Below are 14017 nucleotides of genomic sequence, written 5' to 3'. Positions count from 1 at the left end.
TGTAAAACACAAGTATTTATGTAAAACACAAGTATTTATGTAAAACACAAGTATTTATGTAAAACACAAGTATTTATGTAAAACACAAGTATTTATCTAGTTTAGTACAAAAGTATTAATGTAGTTTAATACAAAAGTATTAATGTAGTTTAGTACAAAAGTCTCCTATGGTGCTTGCAATAACAGGATAAGATACCGCGATAACCCTCAGTTTCAATCCCGAATCTTTCGTGAGTAAATATCCAAAAAAGACTTGACAATTGGCCGGAAAACCGTTAAAAATAAATAGCGCCCCTAAACCTGCAAGTGATAGGGACGCTCTGTTGTAATTCAGAATCTAGAAGCGACTGCACTGACCTGTATCAAGCCGTTCTAAAGATTCTTGTCGCAGACTTCTGCAATTGATCAGCGTATATCTGCGTGCATCTGCGGTTCAAAGTAGTAAAAACGAAAAAGGCCGTCTGAACTCGTAATTCAGACAGAACCCTCGTTTTGGCTAGAAAACTCCAGGTGGTTTGACCTCTTAACTTCAGACCACCAACAGCAAACCTAACCATAAAATATATGTCCCAACATTTTAGCGCAAAAGATGGACAATATCCTTTAGGCTGGCAAGTCCGTACCATGCTGATTGCTATAGCCCAACTGGTAGTCAAAGGCAGGGGTATAGTTAACCCGCCAGACTTTGGCCGCCTGAGTAATGACGAAATTTACCATTTCATAGCTAAGTTTGGACAAGCTCAATAGCTATGTAACCTTTCTGATGATTAGCGCTCAGACCAAAACTTATCCGATCGCGAATCAGCCCAAAGGTTAGGAATCTGGTAAAAAGTACGATCGCCCTTCCCATCCAAAAAATAGGACAATGGTAAAGGGCGATCGCACTTCACCTAAATGCTTAATACGATCGCACTTTTTCCTGTTTTTCCTGCAAAAACTCCGCAAAGTCGCAGACTTCAGCAATTCATCAGAGTTTATCTGCGTGCATCTGCGGTTAAAAACCCCCCTCAATTCCCTGACAACAAGCTTAATGTCCCAATAGCTTATCCCGCAAATGCTTAATCCGATCGCGCAATTTACCCGCCTCCTCAAACTCCAACTTCTTAGCCGCCGCCTTCATCTGCGTTTCCAACCGCCCGATTAACTGAGGAATCTCATCCAAAGATAACTCGTTTACCTGTTCGTAAACCTCCTCCAACTGCTGAGAATTCAGCTTGCGCGACACATCCAAAAATGCCAAAATCGCATTACTCGATCGCTTTTTGGCGATCGGCTGCGGCGTAATCCCGTGCATCTTATTGTACGCTAGCTGAATCCCCCGGCGGCGATCCGTTTCGTCGATCGCCTTAACCATACTATCCGTCAAATTATCCGCGTACAGAATAGCCTGTCCCTGAACGTGCCGCGCCGCCCTTCCAATTGTTTGAATCAACGAACGTCCCGATCGCAAAAACCCCTCTTTATCCGCATCCAAAATTACCACCAGCGAAACTTCCGGCAAATCCAAACCTTCCCGCAGCAAGTTAACACCAATCAATACATCAAACTTACCATCCTGCAAATCTTGGATAATTTCGATGCGTTGAATCGACTGAATTTCCGAGTGCAAATACCGCACTCTAATTGCCCTTTCCTGCAAATATTCGGTTAAATCTTCCGCCATCCGCTTGGTTAAAGTCGTCACCAACACTCGCTCGTCCCGACTTACTCTCTCCTTAATTTCCCCCAACAAATCGTCAATTTGTCCTTCCGTCGGGCGCACGAAAATCGTCGGATCTATTACTCCGGTAGGGCGAATTACTTGCTCTGCAACTCTGCCTTCAGATATCTCCATTTCCCAATCCCCAGGCGTAGCAGAAACAAAGATGCACTGATTCTCTTTTGCCCAGAATTCCTCTGCTTTTAAAGGGCGGTTATCCGCAGCGCTGGGCAAGCGAAAACCGTGTTCTATCAATACTTTTTTGCGCGCTTGGTCGCCGTTGTACATCCCCCGAATTTGCGGCACTGTGACGTGAGATTCATCTATCACCAACATCCAATCTTTCGGGAAATAATCAATCAAACATTCTGGCGGTTCCCCCGCATTTCTCCCTGCTAAATGCCGCGAATAATTCTCGACTCCGTTGCAGTAACCTACCTCGCGCAGCATTTCCAAATCGTAGCGCGTGCGCTGTTCTATTCGCTGAGCTTCTAATAGTTTACCCTCTTTTTCAAATTCTGCCAGTCGGTCTTCTAATTCAAGTTCTATCCCTTGACAAGCTGCCTCTAATTTATCTTCTGCCGTGACAAAGTGGCGCGCTGGATAGATATTTAAAGCCGTTGAACTTTGCAGGATTTTACCTGTTACGGGGTCAACGTAGCGAATGGCATCGATTTCATCCCCGAAGAATTCAACGCGAATAATTCTATCTTCGTAAGCGGGGCCGATTTCCAAAACATCGCCTTTAACGCGAAATTTGCCTCGGCCTAAATCTATATCGTTGCGGCTGTATTGGACGTTAACTAAATCTCGCAAAACTTGCCGCTGGTTGACTTCCATTCCTACTTGCAAAGGAATAGCAGCTTTCAGGTATTCTGCGGGCATTCCCAAACCGTAGATGCAGCTAATCGAAGCAACTACAATTACGTCGCGGCGTTCAAAGAGCGATCGCGTGGCTGAGTGCCGCAGCATATCGATCTCGTCGTTAATTGCTGCCGTTTTCTCAATGAAAGTATCGGTGACGGCGATGTATGCTTCAGGTTGGTAGTAGTCGTAATAACTGACAAAGTATTCGACTGCATTGTTAGGGAAAAAATTACGCAGTTCGTTGCATAGTTGAGCTGCTAGGGTTTTGTTGTGTGCTAGGACTAAGGTGGGTCTACCGATTTTTTCAATCACCGAGGCAATGGAGAAGGTTTTACCCGTACCTGTGGCGCCGAGTAAGGTTTGAAATCGATCGCCCGCTTCGATGCCTTTGACGAGTTGCTTAATCGCTAGCGGTTGGTCGCCTGTGGGCTGGAAGGGCGCTTGCAATTGAAAAGATGCTGCCGCAGTTACCATAGGAAAATGTAGCTATTACCCATAAATCTTAACAAAAATGCAGAGATTCTGCAATTTCGTTAAAAAAATAGTTAGACTTTGTAATATTATTTTAATCATCGGCCGAAATAGCAAGCAGAAAGCCAAGAAAAGCAGTTGTCCGCACCCAGCAATCAACGCCCAATAATCACAAGGAAAAAAAATATGAGTCTCAGCCCCAAAGATAAAGGCAATGCGATCGCCCGCCGCGGCAAAGCAAGTTCCAAAAGCCAAGCGACAGCAGCCGCAGAGGCAAAATCAGCGGGAATTCAACTTTATCAGCCGCAACACCTGCATGACAACCGCCCCGTCGGCCCAGACGATTTTACCATCAGCGAGACCGTCTCGATGTCGGGGAATCGCCCGATCGGCACCAGCACCCTGCACATCAGCGAAACCTACGGCATTGTAGCCAATCGCCCGGTGGAATCCAGCGACTTGGAAGTGGTGGGGACAGTGGGAAGACGCCCGATCGGCTCCAGCGCCATGCAAGTCAGTGAAATGTTCAGTATGTCCGGTGCCCGCCCTATTGGCATCAGCACTCTTCACATTGATGAAGTTTACTCCACAATGGGAGGAAACCGCCCTATTGCGTCAAACGAAATTGACGATAGCTCGACATTAATGGGCTTTTTAGATTAATTAGTCAGTTGTTAGTTGTTAGTTGTTAGTTGTCATCTGCTACCAATAACTAATAACTAATAACTAATAGCTAATAACCACTGCCAACAGTCAACTAACTACTTGCCGATAAGCTGATATTTGCTCAATAAAGCAGCAAAGCGCTTGTAATCCAAAGGCTTCCCCAAATACTCCGCCGCTCCCAATTCCACACCCTGATTTTTGTCGTCCAAAAAAGTTATCATAATCACTGGAATATCAACCAAATCTTGATCGGCTTTCAATGCCGACAGCACCGCCCAGCCGTCCATACTCGGCATCATCACGTCCAGAATAATCGCGTCGGGCAGCAACTCCTTAGCCAACAGAAGCCCCCCTTGACCGCTAGCCGACGATCGCACCCGAAATCCCTGTTTCGACAAGCAACGGGTCATCAAATCCCGCGCGTCTGGATCGTCGTCAATCACCAGCACAGTAGCAGCATCGGGCAGATCCAGCGGTTGCGATCGCACTTCTTTTTGCTTCGCTTCAGTCGCCGCTACACTCGTTTCTAACTCCTCGGAAGGCTTCGGCTGCATTTCTGCGATTTCTTGATCGTCCTGCACTTCTTTCGGGCTTGCAACCGCAATCGGCACCCGGATCGTAAAAGTAGAACCGCAATCAAACTCGCTCTCAACCGTAATGTCTCCGCCCATCATCTGGCAAAACTTCCGGCTAATTGTCAGCCCCAAACCGGTGCCGCCGTATTTGCGGGTAGTAGAATCGTCCGCTTGAGCGAAAGCTCCGAACAGCCTCGACACCTGATCCTCCGTCATGCCGATGCCGGTATCGGTGACTTGAAAGACGATCGAAGGCTGTTGACACCGAGAAGGATCTGCCGAGAGTTCTTCGGAATTGTCGATCGGCAAAACCTTCCCTTCTTCCTTCCAAACATTAATCGTAATTTTGCCTTGATCGGTAAACTTAGCAGCATTGCTCGCCAAATTTAACAGGGCTTGCCGCAGCTTCGACGCATCGGAGTAGATCGTGCCAATATTGCGATCGCAATTGACGATCAAAGTATTGCCATTTTTCCCTAGCGTCGGTTGAACAGTAGTGACAACCTCCTCGATCAAATCCCACACCTCAAAAGTCTCCCAGAAAAGAGTCACCTTTCCTGCTTCAATTTTAGAAATATCCAGGATGTCACTAATAATGTTGAGCAACTGCTTGCCTGCCATATTAATGCTTGCCAAATCCATCACAAACTCTTCTTCGCCGAGTTCCAGAGCCTCTTCTTGCAGCAGCTCGCTGTAGCCGATAATCGCATTCAAGGGCGTCCGCAACTCGTGAGTCATATTTGCCAAAAATGTGCTTTTGGCCCGGTTGGCCGCTTCCGCAGCATTCTTAGCGACTTCCAATTCGCCCGATCGTTCTTCGAGCTGTCGCTGCCGCACTTCCAAACCGTTGAGCAAACTGCTAATTTGCTGAGCCATTGTATTGAGAGTAGAAGATAGCACCCCGATCGCGTCATTAGAAACAACAGGCGAGCGAGCCGTCAAATCACCGCTCGCCATCAGTTCCGCAGTTTCCCGCAGCAAGCCGAGATTCCGAATAATTGCCGACACCGACACAAAACCCACTATCCCCGCGATCAAACTCAAAACCAAAGCCCCCATCAGCCAGTGCTGAGTGCGGCTCGCCACCAAGAGAGTTTGCTGCACCAGCACCGCCATTGCTGCCTCGGGAACCCCCGCCGTCGGATGTGAGGCAGCCTCTATTGTCAGCAAATAGTTCTTCATCTCCACAGAACCCATCCACCCGACTCCCACCGCCATCCAAGTTATCAGTACCAAGATGACAAACAGCCCGCTCAAAGACGCCCGAGTTCCCAGAGAAATCCCCCTCGTAGTAAGTGCCGCCGCCCAAGGATAGCCCTTGAGAAAAGGATCTGGCGGAACCGGTGCGCCGGAATTCCAAATCTCCTCAATTTGACCGTCCACCCTCACCTTGCCAATCCGCACTGTTTTCCAGATATGCTGAGTTTGGGCATCTATTTTTACCTTGCCCGAAGGCGCTGCAAACTCAATATTTTTAGCAGCCGCCCTGACTTTAACCACATTTGTCGAACCAGCTTTTTCTACTGCTTGCTTCCACAGGTAAACGCCCAAATAAGCCGCTTCGATCGGGTCATCCGTGACTCGATTTTCCCCGTATCGGGCTTTATAAGCTTTGACAAATTTCCGATTTTCCGCTGTATCTACCGTTTGAAAATAGTTCCAAACCACCAAATGTCCGGCAATATTGGACGGCCCGATCGCCCGCACTTCCTCTTCTGCTACGCTGACCGACATCACCGGCAAATCCTCCGGTTTCAAGCCAACCTCCCGCAGCTTTTGGAAAAAAGCCACATTGCTATCGCCGTTGAGAGTGTTGAGAATAGCATCCGGTTTCACTGCTAAAATATGTGCGATCGCCTCCCCCACTTCCCTCGAACCCAGCGGCAGATACACTTCCCCCGCCAACTCTCCCCCATGTGCCGCCAGTTGAGCTTTCACAATCCGATTTGCCGTCCGGGGAAACAGATAGTCCGAACCCAACAGGAAAATTTTCCGCTTCCCCTGTGCCAGCAAGTAATTCACCCCAGGCACAATCTGTTGGTTCGGGGCAGCACCAGTGTAGAAAATATTCGGACACTGTTCTAGCCCTTCATACTGCACCGGATAGAACAGCAACCCTCTGCCGTGATCGAAAGCCGGCAGTACAGCTTTGCGGCTCGCCGAAGTCCAACAGCCAAATACCACCGCCACCTGCGCTTCTAAGAGCAATTGCTTAGCTTTTTGAGCAAAAGTCTGCAAATCGCTGGCTCCATCTTCTATAACCGCTTCCAAGGGGCGTCCGAGCACCCCTCCCGCGGCATTAATTTCTTCAACAGCCAATAGCGTCGCATCTTTAACAGAAATTTCGCTGATGGACATCGTGCCCGTCAGCGAATGCAACACGCCTATTTTGATCGGCTCACGAGTCGGGCCGGCTGCCTTGAGGGGGTTACTGCTCCTTGCTCCCATAGGGTTTTAGATAATTTTTACTAATAACAGAAATTTTAGTTCGATCCAGCACGAAGTTTGCCTTGATGCTAACTTTTCTTTAGCAGATTATTTAACCCGATCGCCACCAAACTTGGGAATTGCTGGATCCTGTTGATTTTAACGGTCAAACTCTCAGCATAGACTTAAGTCTGCACTAACCTGTCGCCTATTTGTCTCTTCATTTTTTACGGATGTTGAAAGAGCCTTATACAACATTCGGCACTTAATGCGATCGCGCGCTGCAGAAAAATTCTCCCCCCCTCCCCTCTCCCCAGCTCATTCACGGCCCGCGCCTTGCGACTCACCAAGCAATCTCACGCACTATAGCCCTTTCCCTATTTCCTTTCGGGCCAATGGAAGTCTCCGTGATTTATCTTAACTATAAAACTCAAAACTCAAAACTCAAAACTCTTCACCAGCCCCTCTCTCCCTTCAGGCAGAGGGAAGTCTTCGTGATTTCCCTTATAATAAGTATAAGGTTAACTTCTAAGTACCCTTGTTAAAAATAAATTTTGCAAACAATAGGGGAAAAACTAATGAATACTGAAGAAAAGGCGACCCATACTAGCAGCGAGAATGAAGTAACCCTACCAAAATCCCGGGAAACATTGCTCGGCGAGGAAACAGAAAAAGCCCTCGGTCAGCAAAAACAAGAAAATGCTCAAACTATGCGCGCTGTTGAACAGCTCAAAGAAGAACTTCAGCACAAAATAGATGAAGAATGTCATACCAAGGTAGATTAAAACTAATACAGATTTTTTGAGGGTGTAGGTAAGATGCGGTCTTGCCCACACCCTACTTTTCAAGGCAGAAGGCAGAAGGCAGAATTAAATAAAAATTTATAATTTTAAATGCTTTTGGGTAAAAAAAAAACGTCCGGGAAGCGGGGTGACCATCCACCAGTTTTTTTACAGAAATACTTCGTTGCAGCCACCAGGAACAGTAAAAAAAACCGATAAGTATGAAAGAGGCAGTCCGTCCCCGACTGAAAAATAACTTTTCCATCTTCCATCTTCATTTGTTATTCATTTTTTATTCCTATTTTATTCCTAGAGGTAGAGTGCAAAGCAGCTCCTAGTTACCTATAATGAGTTTAAGTAAAAACTGTCAACTTTGATACAGATAGGGAGAAACCCATGAGCGTTGAAGATAGAGCAAAGGCAACTGGCAAAAACATCGAAGGCGCTGCTCAAGAAGCCCTAGGCAATGTTACTGGCGATCCGAAAGATAAAGCAGAAGGCAAAGCCAAGCAAAAACAAGCTGAAGCTGGTCACGCGATCGAAGATGTAAAAGATGAGCTCAAAAAGAAACTAGACTAAGCCTAATACTAATTGAGAGGGTCGAGCAACCTGACCCTTTCAAGTATTCAAAATCTTTTGTGAAAGGAGGAAAAAAAGGTGAGTTTATTGCAGCAGAGTCGCAAAATAATTGCGGGCGTACTTTTGGTATTAATGCTGGCAGTTACTACTGCGTGCGCGCCCAGCGTTTCAGCCCAAAAATCAACTGATGTACCTGTAGCAGTTGGTGGCAGTCAGGGTTATTACGCGCAGCTAGAACGTGGCAATACGGCCGCCGGTCAAGATTTTGGTCAATGGGTAACAAAAACGGCTAAGGGCCTCGTTCAGGATGCTTACGTGCGCGACAATAACAAATTGGGAGTTGTAATTACCCCGCAAGTCCGCCCTACTGAAGTGAAAGATTTGGCCAAATCTTTAGCACAAGGTTTTCACCGCAATTTCCCAAATCAGGATGTAAGTGTTTTGGTTTACGCTCCTGACAAAAAGTTGATTTTGACTGCTAAGTACGACCAGCAATCAAATCAGATTGAATACAAGTCTTGACCTGGTTAGCAAGCTTAAATGATAGCCGCGTGACGGTTTAATATTCCGCAGTCTTTTGAAGGCGAAACAATCTCAATTTAAGACTGAAATGTTGTGTAGATTGGAAAAAAGTTACCATGAGTAGCAGCGATAATTACAAGCGTCAAATCATGAACGATTTAGCCCAGGGCGATCGAGAAATGATGCCTGAGACAACGGGTGAAGATTACGAAAACTTTGACGATTTTGCTCAGAGAACTTCGCCGGCTCAGCGCAAACAATTATTCGGGCGTTCCCTAAATCACGACTCCCTCCCGCCGGCTCAGTTGGAACCGGAATTGCAAAAGGCGATCGCCCAAATTAAGCCAAACGAACGCGATGATGTAGCGCGGGAATTCTTCAAGCATTTGGGCAAGAGAGGATTGGACGATCGCCAATTGGAAAAGCAGCTAGGACTTTCTACTCACCACGCCAGCCGCATGAATGCTGACGATGTTACCAAGCTGGCCTCGTTTACCTATCACAATCACCCGGATATTTTCCAAGAAGTGCTGGCAGAACAGCCGAGTTTGATGAAGTTTTTGGGAAATCCAGTTGTTGCAGGTATTTTGGGAATAGTTGCGGCTAAATGGCTCAACAACCGTAAATAGTCTCTGATTTAGACAAGCCTAAAAGCGGATAATAGGTGCAGCAAATAAAAGGACGATCGCCCAGGCGATCGTCCTTTTATCTTTTATATCCAGTCCTGTAAAATAACCCAACTCCCGTTTGTAGTGAGGACTTGAGTCCTCATAAGATTCTGAGGACTTGAGTCCTGACTAAAAACTGTTTTAATTGCGGTCTTTCTAGGGGACATTATATTATAATAAACCCCTAGGATTTAAATCTTAATTATTGGACTCGTAGCTGTTCGAGAGATTAACACCCCTTGCCAATTACCGACTACGAATTACCGATTGCCAATGACTAATTATTGGTCAAAGCTAAAAATAGCTGGACAGCAGTCAACACCGGTATACCTGACACTCCGCAAAATTAAATGTAGGATTAAGTGTTGCTGTGAATCAGAAAAAAAAGATGAACGTATCCACTATTTGGCGAAAACTCCGCAGCCAGCAAGCTTTCTGCTTGGCTGTACTCCTGGCAGGTTGCCTGGTATTTATCGGTTGTTCCCCCGCGCAGTCAGCGGCTGGGAATTCAGTCGATCCCAAGTTGAAAGAGCAAGTCTTGCAGGTTATCCGCGAAAACCCGCAAGCAATTATAGAGTCGGTACAAGCGTACCAGCAACAGCAGCAGCAGTCTCTCAAAGCAGCGCAGCAGTCATTTTTGCAGGAGATGAAAACTAATCCCAAATCTTCGATCGGGGATTCTCCCAGCACGGGTTCACCTTCCCAGCAAATTGTACTTTTAGAATTCTCTGACTTTCAATGTCCATTTTGCGCGCGCGCTCACGATACTGTCAAGCAGTTTATGGCAAAACACCAGGACAAAGTTACTTTAGCTTACAAGCATTTTCCCTTGACTTCAATTCACCCTCAAGCGCTGCCAGCAGCAAAAGCAGCTTGGGCTGCCCAACAGCAGGGCAAATTCTGGGAATACTACAGCGCTTTGTTTGAAGGGCAGAAAGAGTTAGGCGAACCATTGTACGGATCGATCGCCCAAAAGCTCAATCTAAAATTAGATAAATTTAACACCGATCGCAACAGCCCCGCTGCCGAAGCCGCCATTGAGAAAGACGTGCAACTCGCTCAACAACTGGGCATTCAAGGCACTCCCTTCTTTATTATGAACGGTCAAACTTTCTCCGGGGCGATCGAGCTTTCTGAGATGGAAAGCATTCTCGCATCTGTCTCGAAATAAGTAATTCCTGACTCTGGGAAACCGAGTCTAAAAATTCGTTCCCAGCCTGCTGGGGCTGGGAACGAGAAAAACCAGAAAAACTAGAAAAATCTTTGATTAAACCGCCGCCAACTCAGGAGTCGGACGCTTGCTGTGGCGGATACCCTCGATCGCGGCTGCGTAATCATTCGCCTTAAACACAGCAGAACCAGCGACGATCGCATTTGCACCCGCTTCCAGAACCTGCCAAGTATTGTTCCCCTTCAAACCGCCATCCACCTCAATCCAAGGATCCAGGCCCTTGTCGTCGCACATTTTACGCAACTGGCGAATTTTCGGCAAAACAGCCGGGATAAAACTTTGACCGCCAAAGCCGGGATTGACGCTCATAATCAGCACCAAATCGCAAAGTTCCAGCACGTACTCGATCAACTCCAAAGGCGTCGAAGGATTCAGAACCACACCAGCCATTTTGCCCAATTCCCGAATTTGGCCGAGGGTGCGGTGCAAATGAGGCGAAGCATTATGCTCAGCATGAACCGAAATAATGTCAGCACCAGCCTTAGCGAAGTCCTCGACGTACTTCTCCGGCTCCACAATCATCAAGTGGACATCGATCACCTTGGTAGTAACAGGGCGAATTGCCTCAACAATCAGCGGCCCGATAGTAATATTAGGAACAAAGCGACCGTCCATCACATCTACGTGAATCCAGTCAGCCCCAGCTCGATCGACAGCCTGAATCTCTTCTCCAAGACGGCTAAAATCGGCTGATAATATGGATGGAGCAATAACAATCGGTTTTTGGGATTGGGTCATGGCTTTCGTGGGTTCTCCTGTCTCCTGTGCTGTATCCAGTTTATCAAAATACGGGTCTCCGGGCCGAAAAGTTGCCAACGATCGGTCGCGAGATTGGCAGGGCAGAAAAATTTTGCCTCTGACAGACAAGTTTGGCGATCGCCCCAGCCCAGCTCTCGGAATTTTGGTTTAGGATATCAATTTTCCCTCTAACAAATAACTTGTGTGCAAAATCTGACCTTCTGCAAATTTTGAGTACCGAATTATGAAAAAAACAGATCCCTTAGAAAATCCTGAACTCGATCGTGGCAGTCTGTTTGTATTAATGATCCCAGTCATCGGCTTTTTCCCCGCCCTGTGGACTCTTTACCGCCGTCAGGGTAGTCCCGAACGCAAAGCCATCAGCCGCTTGGCAATTGCCCTTGCTTTTAGTTGGCTCTTAGGACATATTCTTTTAGAAGCTGGAGCGATTTCTGCGGAATCTCCGACACTTCCCATGTTATTAATGAGTAGCCTGCTAACAACCAGCTATTTCATCGTTGCTCTGGGACTGATGGTTCGCCTCTGGAAGCGTCAACCGCTATGGTTGCCCGGAATTAGCCGCGTAGCCGAGCAAGTGGTGGGCAAACATTTATCATAATTTAGGGTTCTTTTAGGCCCCTACGGTATTGATTGATTGCGTCTTCAGCTTGATACTACATATTGCCATTATCTTTTTTATTTTTGTTGTGTGTGAGGAAGCCAGTGCCAGCTCAAAAAATTCCTAATCAAGACCCTATCCAACAATCAACTGCTCAACCTGCAACCAAAAAAGCTTCCCAGCCCCATCGAGGCCGCTGGCTGGGTTTTGGTTTTGGTTTGGCTGGAGTAGCCATGCTCTCAGCGACAGCCGGAGCGTTGCTAGCCGTGTCCCTTTCTACAACGCCGCTTCAGCAACAAAAGTTGAGCCCTGAAGAAGCAGCAGTATTTTCTCAAGGCGACATGGCAAAGCTCAACATGAAGATGCCGGAGCTGACTCGCCCAGTTAATATTTTAGTTTTAGGACTTAAAGTTCTGACCTCTGACATCGAAGGAAGTGCCAACAAAAATGTCGGATACGAGGTTTGGGAAAACTCATTTAAGGGCTTAACCGATACCATGCTGTTGGTTAGGTTTGACCCTCAAAATAAAAAGTTAAGCGTGCTTTCCATTCCGCGAGACACCCGCACCTATGTTGAAGGTAGGGGCGAGGTGAAAATAAACGAAGCTAATTACTACGGGGGTCCAGCTTCGTCAGCGAAGGCAGTCAGCGGACTCTTGGGCGGCGTGGGAATTGACCGCTATGTCACAGTTAATATTCATGGCATAAAAAGTTTGGTAGATGCCCTTGGTGGCATTACTATTAATGTCCCGAAAGACATGAAGTATACCGATCACAGCCAGCATTTATATATAGATTTAAAGGCTGGCAAGCAGAAGCTCAACGGCGAACAAATTGTGCAATATTTGCTTTACCGGCACGACGATTTGGGCGATATCGGGCGGGTGCAGCGCCAGCAATTGTTGATGCGGGCTTTTGTGGAACAGGAAGTAAATGTAGGTTTGCTGTCTCGACTACCGAAGATTTTATCGGTGATTCAGTCTCACCTTGACACGAATTTGAGTATAGAAGAATTGGTAGCTTTGGCTGGTTTTGCTACTCAAACTGATCGCGCTGGCGTGCAGATGTTGATGGTTCCCGGTAAATTTAGCGATGCGAAAGATTACAAGTCAAGTTTTTGGTTGCCAGACCAATATGCCATCGAAACTATGGTGGCGGAACATTTTGACTTCGGCCAAAATACTTGGGAAATTGAGAATGCTGATGCGACTTTTCTGAATGTGGCGATTCAAGATAGTACCGGAGATCCATCGGCTGTTGAAGATTTTGTCAAGATTTTGACTCAAGCGGGTTATCGGAATGTTCAGGTTTATAAAGCTTGGCCCGAACCGCTGGAGGTAACTACTCTAGTAGCTCAACAGGGCGATATTAAAGGTGCTCAAGCGATTCGCCAGTTTTTGGGTTTTGGAGATGTGCTGGTTGAGAGTACCGGTTCTTTGCAGTCGGATGTGACAATCAGATTGGGTCAGGATTGGTTGGAGAAAAAGGCTCAGTCCGGCGGTGCGGCTAAGTCTTTTTAAACTGGATTATAACTGGGGAATTTGTAGGGACACAGCATTGCTGTGTCCTCTTATTTTCTGTTGGTAGAGATGGAGGCGATCGCTTTTTTGTCGATTTACTGATACTATATTTTTTGGTGATGATGAATCACGATCGCAATAGCGATACTTCCCTCCGCAATCACAAGTGAAACAATAATCAACGAGGGAAAGCTTAAGATATTTTATCAAGGTAAGGTTGATGAACAAGGGTGATAAAATAGACCGACAGCGGGAACATCAGGCAAATGAACGCACCTTTCTTGCATGGTTACGAACTTCACTCGCTTTAATTGGTTTTGGGTTTGCGATCAGTCGGTTCAGTTTGTTTCTCCGTCAATTTCAAGCTACAGTGAGTCAGCAAGAAGTTTCCTCCCCTCCCTTCTTCAACTCAGAAACTTTGGGGCTGAGTCTGGTCGTTTTTGGGATTGCGGTGATTGCCTTAGCAGCATGGCGTTATAATCGAGTTTTCTGGCAAATTGAGCGAGGTGATTATCGCCCAAATCGTGTGCTAGTTTGGATTCTGACTGGAGTTGTAATGATTTTAGGAACGTTAAGCATTCCGTTGTTGCTATGGCGCGATCGCGGAAATATAGCTCCCACTTCAACTCCTAAAAACTCTCAATTCTAAGTTA

At 46.7% G+C, this 14017-nt stretch carries 13 protein-coding genes; 10 read left to right on the top strand and 3 right to left on the bottom strand.

What is annotated here, in order from left to right; genetic code table 11:
• The first annotated feature begins 564 nt into the window (after positions 1-564).
• The gene (locus tag QUA70_RS15405; protein ID WP_333348299.1) at positions 565-747 is read left to right on the top strand and encodes a hypothetical protein; all 183 of its coding nucleotides are present in this window, start codon (positions 565-567) and stop codon (positions 745-747) included.
• 280 nt (positions 748-1027) lie between these two features.
• Here QUA70_RS15405 and uvrB read toward each other — a convergent pair whose 3' ends face one another.
• Positions 1028-3040: an excinuclease ABC subunit UvrB gene (gene uvrB / locus QUA70_RS15400; RefSeq protein ID WP_333348302.1), complete on the bottom strand. Its 2013-nt coding sequence runs from the start codon at positions 3038-3040 to the stop codon at positions 1028-1030.
• Between the two features lie 183 nt (positions 3041-3223).
• On the opposite strand from uvrB, the gene QUA70_RS15395 reads away from it, so the two are divergent.
• A complete protein-coding gene (locus QUA70_RS15395) occupies positions 3224-3700 on the top strand; it encodes a hypothetical protein (protein ID WP_333330090.1) in 477 nt (158 codons plus the stop codon).
• Positions 3701-3798: 98 nt separating this feature from the next.
• Here the strand turns inward: QUA70_RS15395 and urtA are convergent, their stop codons facing one another.
• On the bottom strand, positions 3799-6726 hold the full coding sequence (urtA, locus tag QUA70_RS15390; protein ID WP_333330093.1) for an urea ABC transporter substrate-binding protein: 2928 nt from the start codon (positions 6724-6726) through the stop codon (positions 3799-3801).
• Positions 6727-7283: 557 nt separating this feature from the next.
• Here urtA and QUA70_RS15385 point away from each other — a divergent pair.
• The 5 genes from QUA70_RS15385 (at position 7284) to QUA70_RS15365 (ending at position 10427) form a co-directional block, all read left to right on the top strand.
• Positions 7284-7490, top strand: coding sequence for a hypothetical protein (locus QUA70_RS15385; protein ID WP_333330096.1), 207 nt, complete (start codon positions 7284-7286; stop codon positions 7488-7490).
• A gap of 393 nt (positions 7491-7883) precedes the next feature.
• Positions 7884-8066 carry a CsbD family protein gene (locus QUA70_RS15380; RefSeq protein WP_333254282.1) on the top strand — a complete coding sequence of 61 codons (183 nt, stop codon included), beginning with the start codon at positions 7884-7886 and terminating at the stop codon, positions 8064-8066.
• A 78-nt stretch (positions 8067-8144) separates the two neighbouring features.
• Positions 8145-8588: a hypothetical protein gene (locus QUA70_RS15375; RefSeq protein WP_333330099.1), complete on the top strand. Its 444-nt coding sequence runs from the start codon at positions 8145-8147 to the stop codon at positions 8586-8588.
• A gap of 116 nt (positions 8589-8704) precedes the next feature.
• Positions 8705-9217, top strand: coding sequence for a hypothetical protein (locus QUA70_RS15370; protein WP_242723034.1), 513 nt, complete (start codon positions 8705-8707; stop codon positions 9215-9217).
• 427 nt (positions 9218-9644) lie between these two features.
• On the top strand, positions 9645-10427 hold the full coding sequence (locus QUA70_RS15365; RefSeq protein ID WP_333330104.1) for a DsbA family protein: 783 nt from the start codon (positions 9645-9647) through the stop codon (positions 10425-10427).
• 96 nt (positions 10428-10523) lie between these two features.
• Here QUA70_RS15365 and rpe read toward each other — a convergent pair whose 3' ends face one another.
• Positions 10524-11225 (bottom strand): ribulose-phosphate 3-epimerase, encoded by a 702-nt coding sequence (gene rpe, locus QUA70_RS15360; RefSeq protein WP_006632078.1) that lies wholly within the window; start codon positions 11223-11225, stop codon positions 10524-10526.
• Between the two features lie 244 nt (positions 11226-11469).
• Between rpe and QUA70_RS15355 the strand changes: the two genes are divergently transcribed.
• The 3 genes from QUA70_RS15355 to QUA70_RS15345 all read left to right on the top strand — a co-directional run bounded on the left by QUA70_RS15355 (position 11470) and on the right by QUA70_RS15345 (position 14013).
• Positions 11470-11844, top strand: a complete 375-nt coding sequence (locus QUA70_RS15355) for a hypothetical protein (protein WP_333330106.1) — start codon at positions 11470-11472, stop codon at positions 11842-11844.
• A gap of 104 nt (positions 11845-11948) precedes the next feature.
• The gene (locus QUA70_RS15350) at positions 11949-13364 is read left to right on the top strand and encodes an LCP family protein (RefSeq protein WP_333348305.1); all 1416 of its coding nucleotides are present in this window, start codon (positions 11949-11951) and stop codon (positions 13362-13364) included.
• 220 nt (positions 13365-13584) lie between these two features.
• The gene (locus QUA70_RS15345; RefSeq protein ID WP_333348308.1) at positions 13585-14013 is read left to right on the top strand and encodes a DUF202 domain-containing protein; all 429 of its coding nucleotides are present in this window, start codon (positions 13585-13587) and stop codon (positions 14011-14013) included.
• Positions 14014-14017: the final 4 nt, after the last annotated feature.

The organism is Microcoleus sp. LAD1_D5, from assembly GCF_036702115.1.
Taxonomy (GTDB): domain Bacteria; phylum Cyanobacteriota; class Cyanobacteriia; order Cyanobacteriales; family Microcoleaceae; genus Microcoleus.
Note: the sequence above shows the minus strand (reverse complement) of the source record. Positions and strands in the feature narration are given on the sequence as shown.

Excerpts from the sequence above, each read along its gene's own strand:
- QUA70_RS15405 (WP_333348299.1), top strand. The coding sequence starts at position 565 with ATGTCCCAACATTTTAGCGCAAAAGATGGACAATATCCTTTAGGCTGG.
- uvrB (WP_333348302.1), bottom strand. The coding sequence starts at position 3,040 with ATGGTAACTGCGGCAGCATCTTTTCAATTGCAAGCGCCCTTCCAGCCC.
- QUA70_RS15395 (WP_333330090.1), top strand. The coding sequence starts at position 3,224 with ATGAGTCTCAGCCCCAAAGATAAAGGCAATGCGATCGCCCGCCGCGGC.
- urtA (WP_333330093.1), bottom strand. The coding sequence starts at position 6,726 with ATGGGAGCAAGGAGCAGTAACCCCCTCAAGGCAGCCGGCCCGACTCGT.
- QUA70_RS15385 (WP_333330096.1), top strand. The coding sequence starts at position 7,284 with ATGAATACTGAAGAAAAGGCGACCCATACTAGCAGCGAGAATGAAGTA.
- QUA70_RS15380 (WP_333254282.1), top strand. The coding sequence starts at position 7,884 with ATGAGCGTTGAAGATAGAGCAAAGGCAACTGGCAAAAACATCGAAGGC.
- QUA70_RS15370 (WP_242723034.1), top strand. The coding sequence starts at position 8,705 with ATGAGTAGCAGCGATAATTACAAGCGTCAAATCATGAACGATTTAGCC.
- QUA70_RS15365 (WP_333330104.1), top strand. The coding sequence starts at position 9,645 with ATGAACGTATCCACTATTTGGCGAAAACTCCGCAGCCAGCAAGCTTTC.
- rpe (WP_006632078.1), bottom strand. The coding sequence starts at position 11,225 with ATGACCCAATCCCAAAAACCGATTGTTATTGCTCCATCCATATTATCA.
- QUA70_RS15355 (WP_333330106.1), top strand. The coding sequence starts at position 11,470 with ATGAAAAAAACAGATCCCTTAGAAAATCCTGAACTCGATCGTGGCAGT.
- QUA70_RS15345 (WP_333348308.1), top strand. The coding sequence starts at position 13,585 with ATGAACAAGGGTGATAAAATAGACCGACAGCGGGAACATCAGGCAAAT.